The 19,877-nt window shown below is 31.9% G+C and carries 18 protein-coding genes; 11 read left to right on the top strand and 7 right to left on the bottom strand.

Annotated elements, in window-relative coordinates; genetic code table 11:
• Nucleotides 1-112: 112 nt before the first annotated feature.
• Complete coding sequence (locus tag ACVBED_RS07345) at nucleotides 113-952, bottom strand: alpha/beta fold hydrolase (RefSeq protein ID WP_447121226.1); 840 nt, start codon at nucleotides 950-952, stop codon at nucleotides 113-115.
• Between the two features lie 25 nt (nucleotides 953-977).
• Entirely contained in the window at nucleotides 978-2,519 is a 1,542-nt protein-coding gene (locus ACVBED_RS07350; RefSeq protein WP_447121227.1) for a S10 family peptidase, read from the bottom strand.
• Between the two features lie 187 nt (nucleotides 2,520-2,706).
• Here ACVBED_RS07350 and polA point away from each other — a divergent pair, with 187 nt between their 5' ends.
• From polA to ACVBED_RS07370, 4 genes are read left to right on the top strand one after another with little or no spacing between them, the layout of a single operon-like run.
• Entirely contained in the window at nucleotides 2,707-5,523 is a 2,817-nt protein-coding gene (polA, locus tag ACVBED_RS07355; protein ID WP_447121228.1) for a DNA polymerase I, read from the top strand.
• A gap of 58 nt (nucleotides 5,524-5,581) precedes the next feature.
• Nucleotides 5,582-5,920, top strand: a complete 339-nt coding sequence (locus tag ACVBED_RS07360; RefSeq protein WP_447121229.1) for a four helix bundle protein — start codon at nucleotides 5,582-5,584, stop codon at nucleotides 5,918-5,920.
• Between the two features lie 54 nt (nucleotides 5,921-5,974).
• Nucleotides 5,975-6,817 carry a glycosyltransferase family 2 protein gene (locus ACVBED_RS07365; RefSeq protein WP_473094774.1) on the top strand — a complete coding sequence of 281 codons (843 nt, stop codon included), beginning with the start codon at nucleotides 5,975-5,977 and terminating at the stop codon, nucleotides 6,815-6,817.
• Nucleotides 6,814-7,863, top strand: a complete 1,050-nt coding sequence (locus tag ACVBED_RS07370; protein WP_473094775.1) for a hypothetical protein — start codon at nucleotides 6,814-6,816, stop codon at nucleotides 7,861-7,863. Before ACVBED_RS07365 ends, ACVBED_RS07370 begins: the two co-directional genes overlap by 4 nt.
• Here ACVBED_RS07370 and ACVBED_RS07375 read toward each other — a convergent pair.
• A complete protein-coding gene (locus tag ACVBED_RS07375) occupies nucleotides 7,860-9,338 on the bottom strand; it encodes a lipopolysaccharide biosynthesis protein (protein WP_473094776.1) in 1,479 nt (492 codons plus the stop codon). The two genes, ACVBED_RS07370 and ACVBED_RS07375, sit on opposite strands and share 4 nt — an antisense overlap.
• A complete protein-coding gene (locus tag ACVBED_RS07380; RefSeq protein ID WP_473094777.1) occupies nucleotides 9,335-10,138 on the bottom strand; it encodes an FkbM family methyltransferase in 804 nt (267 codons plus the stop codon). The genes ACVBED_RS07375 and ACVBED_RS07380 overlap by 4 nt, the downstream gene beginning before the upstream one ends.
• Before the next feature lie 225 nt (nucleotides 10,139-10,363).
• Here ACVBED_RS07380 and ACVBED_RS07385 point away from each other — a divergent pair, with 225 nt between their 5' ends.
• From ACVBED_RS07385 to ACVBED_RS07395, 3 genes are read left to right on the top strand one after another with little or no spacing between them, the layout of a single operon-like run.
• Nucleotides 10,364-10,846 (top strand): alpha-amylase family glycosyl hydrolase, encoded by a 483-nt coding sequence (locus tag ACVBED_RS07385; protein ID WP_473094778.1) that lies wholly within the window; start codon nucleotides 10,364-10,366, stop codon nucleotides 10,844-10,846.
• Nucleotides 10,822-11,877: an alpha-amylase family glycosyl hydrolase gene (locus tag ACVBED_RS07390; protein ID WP_473094779.1), complete on the top strand. Its 1,056-nt coding sequence runs from the start codon at nucleotides 10,822-10,824 to the stop codon at nucleotides 11,875-11,877. Before ACVBED_RS07385 ends, ACVBED_RS07390 begins: the two co-directional genes overlap by 25 nt.
• Nucleotides 11,878-11,879: 2 nt before the next feature.
• Entirely contained in the window at nucleotides 11,880-12,398 is a 519-nt protein-coding gene (locus tag ACVBED_RS07395) for a TlpA family protein disulfide reductase (protein ID WP_473094780.1), read from the top strand.
• A gap of 14 nt (nucleotides 12,399-12,412) precedes the next feature.
• Here the strand turns inward: ACVBED_RS07395 and ACVBED_RS07400 are convergent, their stop codons facing one another.
• A complete protein-coding gene (locus tag ACVBED_RS07400; protein WP_473094781.1) occupies nucleotides 12,413-13,081 on the bottom strand; it encodes a DUF2461 domain-containing protein in 669 nt (222 codons plus the stop codon).
• Between the two features lie 155 nt (nucleotides 13,082-13,236).
• Between ACVBED_RS07400 and ACVBED_RS07405 the strand changes: the two genes are divergently transcribed.
• The 3 genes from ACVBED_RS07405 (at nucleotide 13,237) to ACVBED_RS07415 (ending at nucleotide 17,027) form a co-directional block, all read left to right on the top strand.
• On the top strand, nucleotides 13,237-15,021 hold the full coding sequence (locus tag ACVBED_RS07405; protein ID WP_473094782.1) for a DEAD/DEAH box helicase: 1,785 nt from the start codon (nucleotides 13,237-13,239) through the stop codon (nucleotides 15,019-15,021).
• Nucleotides 15,022-15,220: 199 nt separating this feature from the next.
• The gene (locus tag ACVBED_RS07410; protein ID WP_473094783.1) at nucleotides 15,221-15,859 is read left to right on the top strand and encodes a DUF47 domain-containing protein; all 639 of its coding nucleotides are present in this window, start codon (nucleotides 15,221-15,223) and stop codon (nucleotides 15,857-15,859) included.
• Nucleotides 15,860-15,887: 28 nt separating this feature from the next.
• Entirely contained in the window at nucleotides 15,888-17,027 is a 1,140-nt protein-coding gene (locus tag ACVBED_RS07415) for an anion permease (protein WP_473094784.1), read from the top strand.
• Nucleotides 17,028-17,126: 99 nt separating this feature from the next.
• Here ACVBED_RS07415 and ACVBED_RS07420 read toward each other — a convergent pair whose 3' ends face one another.
• Together ACVBED_RS07420 and ACVBED_RS07425 are read right to left on the bottom strand one after the other, a co-directional pair.
• Entirely contained in the window at nucleotides 17,127-17,384 is a 258-nt protein-coding gene (locus ACVBED_RS07420; RefSeq protein ID WP_473094785.1) for a hypothetical protein, read from the bottom strand.
• Nucleotides 17,385-17,661: 277 nt separating this feature from the next.
• Nucleotides 17,662-18,519 (bottom strand): formate/nitrite transporter family protein, encoded by an 858-nt coding sequence (locus ACVBED_RS07425; protein WP_473094786.1) that lies wholly within the window; start codon nucleotides 18,517-18,519, stop codon nucleotides 17,662-17,664.
• A gap of 226 nt (nucleotides 18,520-18,745) precedes the next feature.
• Here ACVBED_RS07425 and ACVBED_RS07430 point away from each other — a divergent pair.
• Nucleotides 18,746-19,877: ATP-dependent helicase (locus ACVBED_RS07430; protein WP_473094787.1), on the top strand; the 1,132-nt coding region annotated here is incomplete at its 3' end.

The following is a 19,877-nucleotide window of genomic DNA, read 5'->3' on the forward strand; positions in this document are numbered from 1 at the left end:
ATTGAAACTTTATTAACCCAGATAATTTAAAGTTTCAACAATTTTTTAAAAAAAATAAGCCAAGTTTCCACCAGACTTATTTAAGTTTTTTATAGTTTTCTAGTAAATAAAATTACCTCAACCTATCCAAACCTTCTATCTTGCGGTAAGGTTTTACAAAAAAATCATTGACCGTTTCATTAAATAAATCTTTATAAACAATTGGTGTAGAATGACCGCTATTTGGCAAAATCCATAAATAAGATTTTGGGATTGAGTTTGCGATCAACATCGTATGTTCAGTTCTAATTACATCGTGGTCACCACCAATTACCAAAACCGGACATTGTATTTTTTGTAAGTCTTTGACGGAAATGTGCGGCTCATTTGCAAGTAAATTAAATAATTTACGATTCGTTTTTACTTCTGATGTAAGCGGTAATTTATTGATAGAATCACTTAAAGATTTTGCCCATTTATGAATATAAGGATCAACTGCAGAATCGTCTGGTGTAAGATTTGCGCCTGTCACCGCGAGTTTTTTCACTTTATCAGGATGCCGAATTGCCAATAACAAACCATTAATTCCGCCATCACTCCAACCAATAACATAGCAGGATTTTAAATGAAGATGATCTAAAAGTGCGTTCAAATCATCAGTCATCATTTCATAGCTTAAAGAATCGCTTGGGTCGATAGATTTTCCCTGCGCTCTGCTGTCTGCGAGAATAACTTGATAATTTTTAGAAAAGTAAGGGATTTGATTAGAAAAATTATTAATACTTCCGCCATTACCATGGATAATTAGAAGTGGTTCTCCCTGGCCATAAGTTTCATAATACATTTTAAAACCCCGATTATCAAAATAATTTCCAGCTTTTGCATGGTCCCCATATTTGATTTCTGCAGAGTTCTGGGCTTTAAAATTCAGCCCAAAAAAAAGTAGGCTTAGAATTATTAAGTAATTTTTCATTTTTTTAAATTATTTAATGTTGCTTTTAATTAGTATTTCCAATAAATTTTGCAACATTATCATGAAGGTCTTTTAAAGCGGGGATATTTAAATAAACCATATGTCCAGATTTATAAATATGATAGGAAATGTTATCTTGTAACTCTACAGGCATCGGTAAATGTTGCATTTCATAGATACCTTCAAAAAATGGGGTGCCCAAATCAAAATAACTCATATTTAATTGCACTTTTAGTTTAGGATTAAATACCATCGCTCGTGCCAAATCAGGCATTACATTTGCAAACATTGCTTTGTTAGAATCTGACCCCGGAACTAAATGTCTGAAATCCCATTGCTGAATTATTCCATCACCGAAAGCATGGTACTCTAAATCTTTACCATAATTTAAAGTGGTGCGCAGATAGTTATTAAAAGAACCAATAAAAGCACCCTCAAATGTGGCACCATGCGGATCATAACTAGGTGTTTTCCCTAAAGGATCCATATCATAACCTTTAAAACGAGTATCAAGTCTTCCAGTTACTTTTCCTTCATCTGCTAAAAGCGTTTTTTCCATTTCTGGTCCCGTTATCCGAAGATTGGCTTTTCGAATATAGGCTTCTGGCAATCCAGTATAATTGTGAAGTTTTGTAACAATATTTTCGTATTCCGCACCTTTCAGTAGAGCACCTTTATTTAATGCAACGGCATATTCATTCAAACTAAAATCCTCAACCTCTTTTACTAAAGCTTCTAAAGTAATATTTTGATTAGGTAATTTTTTGTGATACCAAGCGGTTGCGGCACAAGAAGGTAAAGAAAGTTCGTAGCGCAATTCATTTCCAGGATCCATTTCTGCTTGGTCAGACATATTATTGTAACTCAAAAGTTGCGAAAGTAAAATAACACCGTTTAAATCTACACCTTGCTGTTCGAGGATATTTGCTACGACAGCTGACCGAAAAGTACCATAACTTTCGCCAAATAGATACTTTGGTGAATTCCAACGGTTATAAGTAGACAGAAATGTTGTGATAAAAGAAGAAAAGGCTTTAGCGTCTGGATCGATTCCATAAAAATCTTTTCCTGTTCCGGCGCCACCTTTGTCTTTGGTTATAATGCGGCTCCCGCCCGTTCCCGGTGCATCGATAAATACAAGATCACTTGCATCTAATAAACTGTAATCATTATTTGCCGTTTTATATGGTGGCATTGTGCGTTCTGTATCGTTTGTTAAAACCCGTTGCGGGCCAAATGCACCAATATGCAGCCAAATTGTTGCGCTTCCAGGACCGCCATTATAGATAAAAGTCACGGGTCGTTTACTTATATCCGTCAAACCAGATTTAAAATAAGCCGTGTAAAATACGCTACAAGTAGCAGAATCTTTTTTATTTTTTAAAATAAGGGTTCCGGCAATAGCATCATAATTAATTAATTTTCCTTCTACAGTTACGGAACCTTTCGTTTGAGATTTTTGAGGTTTGAGTAATGAACTGTCAATTATTGGTTTTTTCTGCGCAGCGAGTAATCCATTAAATAAAAGTAGAGTACAAACTAATGCATTCGTTAGGTGTTTTTTCATGGTTTGATTAAAAGTTTTTAGTTAGAAATTTTTAGTTAAAATTAATTTTGAATTAATTTATAAAGTAAAGTTAAACGAATTTGTATTTAGAATTATTATTATTGTTTAAAATACATTTATTTTCGTGTACAATTTAATCCTCTAAACCAAAAACTAAAATCTCATTTCTAATTTCTATCTTTGCTTGATGACAAATTCTGCCGACAAAAAACTTTATTTAATTGATGCTTACGCGATGATTTTTCGCGGTTATTACGCTCTGATTCGTAGTCCGAGAATGACGAGTAAGGGAATTGACACTTCTGCCATCTTTGGTTTTACAAATTCTTTAATTGAATTAATCCGACGTGAAAAACCTGGTCATTTGGCAGTGGTTTTTGACGTTGGTGAAGCAACCGTGCGAACTGTCGATTTTCCCGAATACAAAGCCAACAGAAGTGAAACTCCAGAAGCTATAAAACTAGCCATTCCATATATTCATAAAATTTTGGAAGCCATGCACATTCCAAGTTTGGGCGTTCAGGGCTATGAAGCAGACGATGTCATCGGCACCATTGCCTGCAAAGCAGAAGAGAAAGGCTATCAAGTTTTTATGGTAACGCCAGATAAAGATTTTGCCCAATTGGTTACCGAAAATATTAAAATTTACAAGCCAAGTATGAAAGGCAGCGAAATCGAGATTTTGGGTGTAGAAGAAGTGAAAGCCAAATTTGAAATTGATGATCCTAAACAAGTCATTGATTTCTTAGCAATGATGGGTGATTCCGTAGATAATATTCCGGGCTTGGAAGGTGTTGGTGAAAAAACCGCTAAGAAATTCCTGAAAGATTATGGAAGTATTGAAAACTTACTTAAAAACACGCACGAACTTAAAGGAAAATTAAAAGAAAAGGTAGAAAATTCTGCTGAACGTGGGATTTTATCTAAAAAATTAGCAACCATTTTGTGTGATGCGCCCATTGATTTTAAATATGAAGATTACACCTTAGACGAACCTGATTTTGAAAAAGCAAAAATCGTTTTTGAAGAAATAGAATTTCGTCAATTATACGAGCGCTTATATCGCGCTTTTAAAGAAACTGCTGAAGTTTCCACTGAAAATTTAGCTGAAAATGAAGTTAAAAAAGTTAAAAACACCAGTGGACAATTAGATCTTTTTGCCAATTTCGAAGAACTCGATCAAGCCACTTCTACAAAATCTAGTTTGGCGGAAAAAGATAATTTATACCAATTAATTTCTGGTCCGAAAGCGCAGTATTTTTTAGTTCAAAATTTATTGAAGCAAAAAGCGGTCGCTTTGGAAGCGATCACCACAACAGAAGATGCCATGACGGCTGAATTAATCGCGCTTAGTTTTTCTTATAAAAATGGTTTGGCTTATTACATTCCGATTTCAGAAAATAGGGAAGAAGCAGTGAAAACTTTAGAAATTTTCCGACCTTTCTTTGAGAAAGAAGACGTTTTAAAAATTTCCCATGATTTAAAATTTGATTTTAAGGTTTTAAAAAATTACGGTTTTGATTTAAAAGGAAACTTTTTTGACACGATGATTGCGCATTATTTGCTAAATCCAGACGGTCGCCACGGAATGGATTATTTAGCAGAAATGTTTCTTAATTACAAACCTGTCACATTAGAATCTTTAGTTGGAAAAGGCAAAAGCCAAAGTAATTTCAGAGATTTAGATTTAAAAATCCAGACCGATTTCGCAGCAGAAAATGCAGATATTACATTTCAGTTGTACCAGTTATTTGAGCCGCAATTGAAAAAAGAAAAACTCGAAAATGTATTCTACGAAATAGAAATTCCTTTGCTTAAAGTTTTGGCTAAAATGGAATTGGAAGGCGTTTCTTTGGATGAAAACTGGCTCGCCAAAGAAAGTAAAGATTTAGAAAATGATTTAAGAGATCTCGAAAAAGAAATTTTTAGTTTATCTGGTGAAGAATTTAATATGAATTCCCCCAAACAGTTGGGCGAAGTTTTGTTTGACAAAATGAAACTCGATCCGAAAGCAAAAAAGACCAAGACCGGACAATACGCAACAGGTGAAGATATTCTGCAGAAACTGTCTCATGAGAATGAAATTATCAAACATATTTTAGAATACAGAACTTATCAAAAATTAAAATCGACTTATGTAGATGCTTTGCCTTTGCAGATTGATAAAAATGACAAGCGCGTTCATACAACATTTGCACAAACTGTCGCGGCTACGGGAAGATTATCAAGCATCAATCCTAATTTGCAAAATATTCCGATCCGTACTTTACGTGGACAACAAATTCGTGGTGCATTCGTTTCTGCGAAAGGAAAAAAAATTATTTCTGCGGATTATTCTCAAATAGAATTACGGTTAATTGCCGAGATTTCTGGTGAAAAAGAAATGATGAAAGCCTTTCAAAATAATGAAGATATCCACGCTTCTACAGCGGCAAAATTATTTAATATTCCTTTAAATGAAGTCACGAAATTGCAACGTTCACAGGCAAAAACAGTGAACTTTGGAATTATTTATGGCGTTTCGGCTTTTGGTCTCAGCGAACAAACTGGACTTTCCCGAAGTGAAAGTAAAGCCATGATCGAGAATTACTTTGAAACATATCCGCGTTTGAAAGAATACATGAAAGAGCAAGTTGAAAAAGCGCGTGAAAACGGTTTTGTAGAAACACTTTTGGGACGACGACGCCATTTAAAAGATATTAATTCCGGAAATTTTGTGGTAAAAGGTCACGCCGAAAGAAATGCGGTAAATGCACCAATTCAGGGAAGTGCGGCGGATATTATTAAAATTGCAATGATAAATATCGACAAAAAATTCGCGGAAAAAAACCTCAAAACCAAAATGCTTTTGCAGGTTCATGATGAGTTGCTTTTTGAAGCGCCCAATGATGAGGTAGAAACCGCCAAAGAAATCATTAAACATGAAATGGAAAACGCTGTAAAAACCGAAGTCCCCCTTTTAGTGGAAGTTGGCGAAGGAAATAATTGGTTAGAAGCACATTAAGGAAGTATAAAGTATCGAGTATGATTTTTGAAGTTTTGAGTGAAAATAATATATAAATATGGGTGATATCGTAAGGGAAAAAAGTTTCGAATTCGCTGTTAAAATTGTAAATTTTTATAAAAAATTTTCTCAAGAGAAGCGGGAATTTATTCTTTCTAAACAATTATTAAGATCTGGAACTTCGATTGGTGCAAATTTAAGAGAAGCGTTAAATGCGCAATCTGACAATGACTTTATACATAAAAATGCAATCGCACAAAAAGAATGTGATGAAACAATTTATTGGATTGAACTGCTTTTTGCAACTAATTATATCACTGAACAAGAATTTCAAGATTTAATAAAAGAACCAAAAGAATTATTAAAAGTATTATTCTTTCCAAAAAACAAAATTTAAAAAAGTAATAATTTTAAACTTCATCAATAATAATTCAACCTTCATACCTCAATTTTGAAATTCCTCATTATCATTCCCGCGCACAACGAAGAAGAATTTATTTTTTCTTGTCTGGATTCTTTGCAAAAACAAAGTTTTCAGGATTTTGAATGTGTTATTGTAAATGATGGTTCAACGGATAAAACCCAAGAAATTGTAGAAAAATTTATTCAGAAAAATTTAAAATTTAAAATCTATAATTTAAAAATATCGGCTCACGAACCGGGCGCAAAAGTGGTACAAACTTTTTATAAAGGTTTAAATGAAATTGATTTAAAAGATTTTGATATCATTTGTAAATTCGATGCAGACATTATTTTTCCTAAAAATTATTTGGAAAAAATAAATGAAGTTTATGATAAAAATCCAAAAGCAGGAATGGTTTCCGGTTTGGTTTATATTGAAAAAAATAGCGATTGGGTATTCGAGAATTTGTCTTCAAAAGACCATGTTCGTGGACCGATAAAATCTTACAGAAAAGAATGTTTTGAAGAAATGAACGGACTTCGCGCCGTTTTAGGTTGGGATAATATTGATGTTTTGCTCGCAAAAATGAATACTTGGGAAGTTGTTACTATTAAAAATCTTTGGGTAAAACATTTGCGACCAACGGCTTTTAAATATAAAAATCAAAAGGCAAAAAAACTGGGCGAGTATTTTTATAATATTGGTTTAGATTTCCCATTAATGCTTATTTCTTCGGCTAAATCTTCATTTAAAAATAAATCAGTTTCAGAGTTTTTTGTAACGGTAAATTCTTTTTTAAGCCAAAAAAATGAAAGAGTTTTAAGTGAAATGGAAATTCAGTTTATAAGAAATCTGCGTTGGAAGGAAATGTTGAAAAATATTAAGAATTGAAAAAAATTGCATACATAGAATTAGACACGCACGCTGAAATTGCAGGAAATTTTATGGAATTAATGCGAGATTCTAAAGCGTTTAAAGGTGATTTTTTCCTATCTCATAATATTTTATCACAATTAGATGTAGATGAAAATCAATCTATTTTTAGAAGTTCCGCAGACAAAATATTGAACCAACTTTCCATGAAAAAATATGATTTAATCATTATTGGAACGGTTCATAGGAATTTTAATATTTATTTAAAAATAGTTGAAAAATACAAAACTGCAATAATCTGCCACAATCTTAATTTTTGCACTATTTCAAGGTGGAATTTATTTCAAAATATTTTTAAACAGGATTTTCAGTATCGATTAAAATTACTTTTAAAAGAAGGTTTAATAAACGTATCAAAAGTTTATGAAAAAGCTGCGCAATTATTGGTTTTAGATGAAGGCTTAATTCAAAAGAGATTTAAATTTTTACCTTTATTTTACACAAAATTTAATCAGGAAAAGATTTCAAATTTTGAGCACACTATTGTTATTCCGGGAAGTGTTTCTCAGGAAAGACGGGATTACTTACAAATTTTTAAAGAAATATCTGAATTAAAATCTCCTTCTAATTTTCAGTTTATTTTTTTAGGAAAAGCGAACGGAAAAGAGCTTGGTTGGCTTAAAAATTTAGAAGAAAAATTATCTAAAAATATCAGTTTAAAATATTTCACAGAGAAAGTGTCAAAGGAAGAATTTGATGAAAATATGATTTCTGTAGATTTTCTTTGGTGTCCGATTCAGGAAAAAACACATTTTTTTAGTCAAACAGAAATTTATGGAATAACAAAAATGTCAGGCAATATTGGTGATGCAATTAAATATGGAAAAATCGCTATTTTTCCGAAGCATTACCAAACTTTAAAACCTTTTATTATTGTTGAAGAAACTGATTTTCAAGAGCAAGTTTTAAATTTAAAAGAAGACAATATGTTTGATTTTCAGAAAAATTTTAATAAAGAAAAAGTTCAGAAAGATTTAGAAAAAGTTTTGAAAGTCTTATTTTAAAATTTAAAGATGCTTTTTAGAAAAGTTTTGTTCAAATATTTCTCAATAGGAAATATTTTTAAAAAGTGATTTCCAAATATAAAAATTAGTATAACAAAACCTGGTTTATAAAGTAAATTAAGAAAGTTGTTTTTAAAATCTGGCAACATCACAGTAACTGTAATTCCTAAAGTTCCAATGATTGCAGCGTACATCATTTCAATCGTAAATGGTTGAACTTTAAATTTAACATAATTAAAAATAATTTTAATTAAGTTAAATAAAGTGAGTGAAACGGCTGTTGCCAATGCAATTCCCATCAATCCTAAACTGGTATTTTTAATGAAATACAGATTGAGCGTAATGGTCACGAATGCCAAAATTACCATTACAAAAGTTGAATAGCGGTAAAATTTCGATAGTGAAAGAATGTAGCCGTTAAAACCTGTTGCCAAATCAAACAACATTGAAATCCCTAAAATCCAAATTACAGGTTCCGCTTGTTTTAGCAATTCGCCGTTTTTCATAAGACTTGTGAGAAAGGGAAATCCCACGCAAATACAAGAAAATAAAACCAAGCCTAAAAAGAATAATGTAAGTGATGTTTTCTTGTGAAATACGTCTAATTCTTCGTATTCTTTCAGTTCCAAATGTTTATTAATTAAAGGTGCAGAAATTGCGTATAAGCCCATTGACGGAATACTTATCAAAGAAATAATAGCCAGTAAAGTACTGTAAACCCCATTTTCTTGGAAACCTAGATAGTCGCCAATCATCACATTATCAATTCTTAAGGCAATGTAAGTTCCAATATTTCCTAAAAAACCATAAAAACTATAATTGAAAATTTGTTTGTATAATTTGTCTTTTTTAAAATAAGCCGTTGAGAAATCAGGCTTAAATTTCTCCAGTTTATTTGTGTAAAAATAATAAGCCATTAATCCCAAAACAAACATTCCAAAAAAGAAATAAAGCGCTATTTTCTCTGGAAAAGCAAGAAAGAAAAAGAGAAAAAAAGCACCCAAATTAGCGATTTTTGGCAGGAAATTATCTAAAATATTGGGGACAACAATTCGTTTAAAATTTGAAATGTATTTATTAAAAACTGTGCTTAAACCAAGAACTAAAACCAGAGGTAAAATCAATAATTTCATCTTCCAAAGTTGGGTGATTTTTAATTCTGGAAAAAAATACGCTGCGACAAAAAAACCCGCGACAAATATTACAAAATTGATGCAAACGGTGACTAAACTAAGTGAAAGTAGATTTTGATGTTTCCCATCATTTTTGGTGGAAAAGAAAAATTTTATATTGGAATATGATAATCCAAAAACGACAATTGGCAAAATAATTTCTGCCATTGGCATAATATAGCGGAGTTTGCCATAAAATTCCATGTCATAGGGAAAGATAAAAATCGCCGAAACTGTTCCCAAAAGGAAACCCAAATAGCCGATAATGGAATATTTAAATCCCTGTCTGGCAATTACACTCATATTTTTGCCGGATTTGGAATAAAAATAAAATTGTTGATGTAGGAAAATTTATCTTCTATTTCTGAATTTTTTTGATCTGAAAAAATTTCATCTGAAACTGGTTCGAGTTCAAAAGTTTTTCTGTTCAAGTATTTGGCAGAAAATCCCCAATATTTAATTTCTTCCACGAAATTTTTTAAATTTTCTTTGTGGTGTCTTTGTTCCATTTCGACTAATAAAATAGGTTTAAAGCGGGAAATACTTTCTTTTGCGCCACGCAAAGTTTTCATTTCGTTGCCTTCAACATCAATTTTTATTAAATCAATTTTTGAAATATTTTTATCGAGAATCCAGGAATCTAAAGTTTGAACTTTAACTTTTTCAATTATAAATCGTTCCTCGTTATTTTCAGAAAAATCTGTTCGCAAAGTCCCGCGTGAGGTTTTTTCCTGTCCATTTATGACGGGAACTTTAAATTCTGACTCCGTATTTTCATCAGAAAGTGCCATTGACAACAAATTTACGTTTGGAAATAAACGTTTTAATCTCTTAAAAAGTCTTTGGTTAGGTTCAAAAGCGTAAGTATTTTCTGGTTTTAGTATGTTTTCTACTAACCTTAAATAACTACCAACATTACATCCAATATCAAAAAAAACGGCGTCCTTTTTTAGATAATTTTTTAGCCAAAGCATTTCCGGCTCTACATTTCTCGAATTTAAATTGCCAGAATCTAAACCATCAATTTTTTTAAAATACCGACTTTTATAAAAAGTGGGCGAGATAAATTGTAATTGTTCGGCAAGTCTAGCGTATAAAGACATAGAGAGTGAATTGTTGCACAAAGATATAGAATGTTAAAGTAATGTTAAAATTTATTTTTAAAACTAATACTTAGAGATTTGAAGATTAATAATTAACTTTCAATTTCTAAAATCCGATATGAAGAAATTGATATTAATTGTTTTTTTCATTTTCTAGTTCCCGTAACTCCTTCCTATAAACCCCAAAATAATTTCAATTGGTACGGCGCAAACTTATATTTTTTAATGACAGACCGTTTCAAAAATGGTGATAAATCTAACGATATTAATTTTAAACGTACTGAAAAAGCAGCTGTTTTAAGGGGTTTTGAAGGCGGCGATCTACGAGGAATTATTCAGAAAATTGATGATAATTATTTTTCAGATTTAGGAATTAATGCCATTTGGATGACGCCAATTGTGGAACAAATTCACGGTTATACTGATGAAGGAACCGGAAAAACCTATTCATTTCATGGCTATTGGGCTAAAGATTGGTCTACTTTAGATCCTAATTTTGGAACTAAAAAAGAGTTAAAAGAATTGGTAGAAAAAGCACACAAAAAAGGAATTAGAATTGTGTTGGATGCCGTAATAAATCACACCGGTCCAGTTACGGCGGAAGACCTGCTTATGCCAACGAACTTCGGTCAAACTCGCCAAAATGCACTTATGATTCTTATATTACGACGACGGCTTGTACATTGGTTACCAATTTACCAGACATAAAAACGGAAGATAATTCGCCTGTAGAATTGCCGAAAACGCTCACTGATAAATGGAAAAAAGAAGGTCGTTACGATTCTGAAATGAAATCTTTAGATGTGTTTTTCGCAAAAAGCGGTTATCCAAGAGCGCCGAAATATTACATTATGAAATGGCTTTCAGATTACGTGAGAGAAGATGGAATTGACGGTTACAGAGTTGATACGGCGAAACATACAAATACTGATGTTTGGAAAGATTTCCAAAAAGTTTGTCAGGATGCTTTTGATGAGTATAAGAAAAATAATCCGTCTAAAATTTTAGATAATGAACCATTTTACACAGTTGGTGAAGTTTATGGCTATGGAATTTCGCAAAAACAACTTTATAATTATGGTGATAAAAAAGTTAATTTTTTTGAAAACGGCTTTCATTCATTAATTAATTTTGATTTTAAAGGCGATGCTAATAAAAGTTACGAAGACCTATTTTCAAATTATGACCAACTTTTACATTCAGATTTAATAGGAAAAAGTGTTTTGAACTATTTGACCTCGCATGATGACAGTTCGCCATTTGATAAAAAGCGAACAAGAACTTACGAAGCCGCCACAAAATTATTGCTTTCGCCTGGCGTTTCGCAAATTTACTATGGCGATGAAAGTGCAAGACCTTTAGAAATAAAAGGGGCAGAAGGCGATGCCAATTTACGTTCTGACATGAATTGGCAAGATGAAAAAACGAATCCTGACACTCAAAAATTGTTGAAATATTATCAAACTTTGGGCAAGTTTAGAGCAAATCATCCGGCAATTGGTGCGGGAATTCATAAAATGATTTCAAAATCACCTTATTATTTTTCCAGAATTTTAAATGAAGATAAAGTAATTATTGGCTTAGATTTAAAACCAGGAAATAAGCAAGTGGATGTAAGTGCGGTTTTCGTAAATGGTACTAAATTACATGATGCCTATTCAAAAAAGAAAATCGTTGTAATAGATGGAAAAATAAATTTGGACACCGATTTTTCTGTACTTTTGCTTGAGAAAATTTAAAAATGAAAAAACACCTATTTATATTATTGCTTTTAATTTCAGCAATTTCTTTTGGACAGGAAGTTCCAAAAATTTTAAAAACGAGTTTTTCAAAAGAAGCTTTGGCGCAAACAATCACCATGCAAAATGGCAAAAAAACCACAATGTCTAAAATTTTGGCGAAACATAAGGGCAAAGTTTTGCTTGTAGATTTGTGGGCAAGTTGGTGCGGCGATTGCGTTAAAGCAATGCCGGAAGCAGAAAAATTGAAAGATAAAAATCCAAATATTGTCTTTATATATTTGTCTTTAGATAGAAAGGAAGACGCTTGGAAAAATGGGATTGTGAAACATGGTATATCTGGAAGTGAAAATTATTGGTTTGCAGAAGGGTGGAAAAACAATTTTAATAATTATATCGATTTAAACTGGATTCCTAGATATATGGTAATAAACCAAAAAGGTAAAATTGCAAAATATTACGCGATTGTGCCGCAAGATCCTGAAATTCAAAAAACGATTGATCAATTAAGTCAACTTTAAGATTAAAGATTTCATTATTTATTTATAGTATTTTCAATAAAATCATTCAATGGTTTTATTTGTTCACAGATTTGGGCTATTTTTTCTGTACCTGAATTTTCCATTAAATCTTCATCTTTTAAAGAATATCTTACCACAAAACTTTTCAGCTTTAAATAATCTTCCATTGGATTTTCTTTATCAAAACCTTGTGGAATCCGTTTTAATTTATCTTCCTGAGATAATTCTGTAAAGTCTTTTTTGAAGTTTTTATTGTTAATAATTTTTAAAAACGCGTCTGGGTTTTTGCTAATATTTGTTCTGATTTTCTTTAAAATTTCTTTTTCTGGCATATAAACGCCACCCGCAATAAAAGAATTTCCAGGTTCGATATGCAAATAATATCCCGAAGTTCTGCCACCTTTTCCAAAACCTAAAGCAGCGCCGAAATGATTTTTGTAGGGGGATTTATTTAATGAAAATCGCACGTCGCGGTAAATTCTAAATAATGCCTTTTTAGCAGAAATTTTTAAAATTTCTTCATCAAATTCTGAAATATCCGCAATTAATTTTTCTAAAAACTGAAGTATATTTTCTTGTGCTTCTAGGTAAAGATGTTTGTTTTCATTAAACCATTCCCGGTTGTTGTTTTCAGCGACGTCTTTTAGGAAGTTTAAAGTTGAGGAAGAAATTGTATTTAACATTAATTGAATTTAAAACTCAAATTTAACAATTTTGAACATAAAAAATTTAAATAAATTTGAATTTTTAACTTTTAATCATTAGCGAAACTTTAATAAAACCCCCTTAAATTTATCATTAATAAAATTGTATCTTTGCAAAATATTATATATACTTAATGAATTTATTTACAGAATCCAATTTAAGCCCTGAATTATTGCAGGCTATTGGAGAAATGGGTTTTGAAACCCCTACGGAAATCCAACAACAGTCTATTCCTTTTATACTTTCAGACGATAGAGATCTGATTGCACTTGCGCAAACCGGGACAGGAAAGACTGCAGCATTCTCATTGCCGATTTTGGATATGATTGATGATGCAAGTCGCAAAATCCAGTTTTTGGTTCTTTGTCCGACTAGAGAATTATGTCTTCAGATTACTAAAGACATAAAAAATTACTCAAAATACAAACAAAACATCAAAACTGTTGCAGTTTATGGTGGAAGTAGTATTTCTGATCAAATTCGCTCACTTAGAGATAAACCACAGGTAATTGTGGGAACGCCAGGACGAGTAATTGATCTTATTAACAGAAAAGCTCTTGATTTTTCCGAAATTCAATACTTGGTTTTGGATGAAGCAGATGAAATGCTTTCAATGGGTTTTAAGGAAGATCTGGCTACCATTTTAGGTACAACTCAAGAAACGAAACAAACTTTTCTTTTTTCCGCTACCATGAATAAAGAGGTAGAACGGATTTCTAAAAATTATTTAAATAACCCGCACAAAATTACTGTCGGTCATATAAATGAGGTTAAGAAAAACATCAAGCATGAATTTTATGTGGTAGGTTACCGTCATAAAAAAGAGGCTTTAAAAAGATTGATTGATTTTAATCCAAATCAATATTCTATTATTTTCTGCAGAACCCGGATGGAAACGCAGGAAATTGCAGATTTTTTAATGCAAAACGGTTACGCTGCAGATGCACTTCACGGCGATCTTTCGCAAGCACAAAGAGATACCGTGATGAAGAAATTTCGTTTGAAAAATATCGATATTTTAGTAGCAACAGATGTTGCTGCGCGTGGTCTAGATGTAGATTCCCTAACGCACGTTATTCACTTTTCTTTACCAGATGATCCTGAAGTTTTTGTTCACAGAAGTGGTAGAACTGGTCGTGCAGGAAAAGACGGAATTTCGATGTCTTTAATTAAACCAGAAGAAAGCAGAAAATTAAAACAAATAAAATCGGTCACAAAAATTGATATTGTTGAGAAAACAGTACCAACTGGGGAAGAAATTATTAAAGCGCAAGTGGGTGGTGTGTTTGAAAAATTATTAACTGAACACGTCGATGTTTTTAATTTTGATGATAGTTTAATTCCTGATTTATCTAAATTCACAAAGGAAGAATTAGCCCACCAAATGTTGCAATTACAATTAAAAGATTTAGCCCTTTTTTACAAAGATAAAAATGATATGGCTGATCAGAAATTGAGCAGAGATAATGGAAGAGATGACCGAGGTCGTGATCGTGACAGAGGAAGAGATGATCGAGGCAGAGACAGAGGAAATGATCGAGGCAGAGATAGAGGAAGCGACCGAGGCAGAGATTTCGATCGTCCAAGAAACGATCGTTTTTCAAGCGATAGAGGCGGTGAGAGAAGTGATAGAGGTGAACGAAGAGAAAATCGTCCGAAAAAGAATAATGAAGATATGGTTCGTTTTTTCTTCAATCTAGGAAAAAGAGACCACTTGAAAAAGATGGATGTTTTGGATATTATCAATAAAGCCACAGAAAAATCCAGAAAAAAAGCCGACATCGGGGAGATAGAAATTTTAGAAAAATTCTCGTTTTTTGAAGTAGAAAAATCTTTTAAAGACGAAATTTTAAAAGGTATGGAAACTCAAAAATTTAAAGGAAAAGATATGCGTGCGGAAGTTGCAGGCCAATCTTAAAATTTTAAAAAATATTTTAAAAAAATTTCAATAATTATTTTATTGGAATTTTTTTTGTTGGGATGGAACTTTTTTAATTATTTCATGAAAATGGTTTTTTATTTTGTGGAAAAATAATTTCTATTGTTAACAAAAATTAATTTTACTTTAGCTCATCTAAATTTAAAAGAATGATATTTGCGGCATTAAAATTATAGAAATGGGAATAGGAAATATGTTTCGTGCTTTTCAACCAAAAGACAAAGTTTTTTTTGTTTTGTTTAACACTGTTGCTGATCATTTAGTAGAAATGTCAAAAGAGTTTCATGAAGGTATGATGGATTTTGACCTAAATGATGACACTTTGTTGAAAAAAATGAGCGATTATGAACACAAATTAGATGATTTAACGCACGAGATTTTTGTACAGTTAGGTGAAAATTTTATTACACCGTTTGACAGAGAAGATATTAATACTTTGGCAAGTGGTTTAGATGATATTGCAGATTATATTTACGCTTCTGCAAAATATATTTATCTTTATAAAAGCCCAGAAACAGCTGCTTATTCAGAGTTTTCATTATTAATTTATAAAGCCTGTTTAGAAGTTAAAAAAGCGATATCAAATTTAGATGGATTTAAAAATCCAAAGGAAGTAAAAGAAGCTTGTATTAAAATAAACAGCATAGAAAATATCGCAGATGACGTTCTAAGTCAGGCGATCGTGAAGCTTTTTGAAACAAACGATCCTATTAATATTATAAAGGTTAAATCTGTTTTAGATTATCTTGAAATTGTAACCGACAAAGCTGAGGATGTTGCAAACACTATCGACAACATCTTGATCAAATACGCTTAAAAAACTTCCTTAACTCAAATTTTTTTGAATGGATTTTCCTATACTTCTTATTGTTATCATTGTTTTAGCCATAATTTTTGACTTTATTAATGGTTTTCACGATGCAGCAAATTCTATCGCGACCATCGTCTCTACTAAAGTTCTTACTCCTTTCCAAGCTGTTCTTTGGGCAGCATTATGGAATTTCGCAGCATTTTTTATCGCTTATTATATTATTGGTGAATTTAAAATTGGTAATACGATTGCAAAAACTGTTAATGAAAATTTTATAAATCTTGAGGTTATTTTTTCAGGTTTGATTGCGGCTATCGGTTGGAATTTGCTGACCTGGTGGTTCGGTATTCCCTCTTCGTCTTCACATACATTAATTGGGGGATTTTTAGGTGCAGCTTTAATGCACGCATTAATGCTGGATTATCATCAAATTGCGCTTAGCCAACCGGATTTAAATATCTGGCAGAATTTCATCGCAGCTTTTAAACAATTGTTTACGCAAGACGTAGTAAAATATAAAGTTGTTATTCCAATTTTTCTCTTCATATTTTTAGCGCCAATAATTGGAATGATAATTTCGGTAATCATTACACTTATTATTGTAAATGCCTTTAAAAGAACAAATCCACACAAGGCAGAAAAAATATTCAAAAAATTACAGCTTTTTTCAAGTGCTGCTTTAAGTTTAGGTCATGGTTTAAATGATGCGCAAAAAGTAATGGGAATTATTGGCGCCGCTTTTATTTACTACCATGTTAGTATGATTTCTGATCCTGTATATCTAAATATTCTTCCCGCTGACCGTTTTAATTTCTTTGCAAAACATTATTACTGGGTTCCGTTAGTTTCTTTCGTAGCAATGGGTTTAGGAACAATGAGTGGGGGTTGGAAAATTGTAAAAACAATGGGAACAAGAATTACCAAAGTAACCTCATTGGAAGGCGTAGCAGCGGAAACTTCGGGCGCTATCACCTTATTTATAACCGACAGATTAGGAATTCCGGTTTCTACGACGCACACAATTACAGGTTCAATTATTGGTGTAGGACTTACGAAGAGAGTTTCTGCAGTAAGATGGGGAATAACTGTCAGTTTACTTTGGGCCTGGATACTAACTATTCCAATTAGTGCAATGGTTGCGGCAATCACGTATTTAGTGGTAACATTTATCTAAAAAAAATCAAGAGCTTAACGGAATAAATATATTTTAATTTTTTAGAATATGAATTCGTTGTAAAGCCTTACGGAACAATGGAGATAATGCTGAATTAATTCAAGTGGTTTTTGTTATTGAAATATCAAATCCTGTTGCGGAAAATTCCACTTTAAAATCGGAATTTATTCTATATTTCAATTTTTTGAAAATTTGATTTAAATAATCGGAATTACTTTCATTTAAAGTATAGTTGCCAGAAACTAAGTCTGTAGAGAAATTTATGCCGCTTTCGTCACACACTGCATTTTGAATTCCGAAATTTTTATGGATATTTTCCAAGAAGTTTTGGTCATCAACTGATAAAATATTTTCCATAATAAATTGTTAAAGAATAAGCTTATTTAAAATTCATAACAATTTTTATGCCTTATCTTTAAAAATTTTTTTCTAAAAATTATTTTATTAAAATATCATTTTTTAAGATGAAAACTTTAGAATAGTAAAAAATATATCTTGAAAAGTTATTTAATAACTGACTTTATATCTTGTTTTTTTTAACTTTTTTATTATAAATGACGGGTATTATTTAGTATATTATCTGAATTGAAAGGGGTAATTAGAAAACAGACGAATATATATAAATCACATCTTTCTATTCCCCATAATTTGATTGAAAAATGCGGTATTTAAAAAGTCCGACAACGATGCCACCTCCAATACTGTTCCCAAGTAAAGCCAAAACCAGAAATGATAGGTAATCTGTAATTGAAATAGAATCCGAGTAAATTAGAGCACCAAACACTTCAATATTCCCCACAATACTGTGGTGAAAACCGCCAAATCCGATAACACCTGTAATTATCACGATCAATAAAATACGGGTAAGTGAATTTATAGTGCTGTTTAGCAACCAGTTTAACAATCCCATTAGCCAACCGGCAACTATTGCGCTTAGAAATAGAGTTAATGCGTCATGATTTATAACGTGTAAACCGATTTTAACCATAGCCTCATGCGTGAATAAGTGTAAGCGCGGGGCAAGTGTGCCAATAAAAAGTACGAATAAAATTCCGCCAAAGATATTACCTATAATTACCAGACCCCATATTCTTAATAACTCTAATATCTTGCGCTGACCATTTAAAACGGGTAAGGTCAATACAGAAGTTTGCTCGGTAAAGAGTGCTGATTTACCCAGAATTACAAAAATAAATCCCAATGGGTAAACAAAAGAAAATAATTTAAAAATAGAGTTTTCAGATAATTTTCCTTTAAGCAAACTGAAGAGTGTGCACATTAGTAAATAGCTGAAGCCTATTTCTAGCCCTGCAATAATTGCACTAAGCGTTAATGCTTTATTTTTAATTTTAAATATTTCTTCTCCTTCATGAATAACCCGGCTTAGAATATCTCGGTATTCTTGTACGCCATCAATTTCGTTCGATTTTTCCTCCAATTCTTTCTGAAAATTTTCCTGGTCTTTATTTTCAGTTTCTACTTCTGTCTTCATAGATTTATTGTTAATTAATTTTTAATTTCTAAAATCTAATACTTAATTTTTGATAAAGATAATATTTCCTACTAATTAAAAATGCAGACATTAGATGAATATTTTTTATTCTTTTAAATATAAATCGCATAACAAAATTATTTTAATATCTCTGAGAAGCGAATACCAAACCTCATAAACCAAATCTAATTTCCGTATTTTTGTTATTCTAAAATTTTAAAGTTTAATGGATTATCTTCAAGGTTTAAATGAACCACAATTAGAAGCTGTAACCACGATAGAGGGACCTTTAATGGTGCTTGCGGGTGCAGGTTCTGGTAAAACGCGCGTTCTCACGATGCGAATTGCTCATCTCATCACAAACCTGATTGATCCTTTTCATATTCTTGCACTTACTTTTACTAATAAAGCGGCGAAAGAAATGAAAGACCGTGTGGCAAAAGTGGTGGGGCAAAGTGAAGCAAAAAGTCTTTGGATGGGAACGTTTCACTCAGTTTTTGCAAGAATTTTACGAAATGAAGCGCATTATATTGGTTTTCCGTCAAATTTTACCATTTACGATTCGCAGGATTCTATTAATGTTTTAAAAAAAGTCATTAAAGAATTAAATATCGATGGTGATCTTTACAAAGCTAAAAAAGTCTTATCCAGAATTTCTCAGTATAAAAATAATTTAATAACCGTAAAAGCCTACTTTAATAATCCAGATTTATTGGAAGCTGACGAGCGCGCGAATCAAAAACATATTGGTTTAATTTATCAAAAATATGTAGAAGCGTGTTTTAAAAATGGCGCGATGGATTTTGATGATTTATTATTGAGAACCAATGAGTTATTGACGAGATTTCCTGAAGTTTTAGCCAAATATCAGGACCGTTTTCGCTATATTTTAGTTGATGAGTACCAAGATACCAATCATTCTCAATATTTAATTGTAAAAGCATTGGCTTCCAAATTTGAAAATATTTGCGTGGTAGGAGATGATGCACAATCAATTTATTCCTTTCGCGGGGCAAATATCTTAAATATTTTAAATTTTAAAAAAGATTATCCGGATGCGGTTACGGTTTCGCTAGAGCAAAATTACCGCTCCACCCAAAACATCGTTAATGCGGCAAATGTGGTGATTTCTAAAAATATTCAGCAGTTTAAGAAAAATGTTTTTAGTGAAAATGAAGTCGGCGAAAAAATAAAAGTTTACAGAAGTCTTTCCGATGCAGATGAAGCGGCTTTTGTAGCGTCAAATATTTGGCAACTTCACAATTCTGAGCAAATGAACTTTGATCAGTTTGCTATTTTATACCGAACAAATTCACAAACACGTGCTTTTGAAGATTCATTAAGAAAAAAAATATTCC

This window comes from Halpernia sp. GG3 (assembly GCF_052976925.2).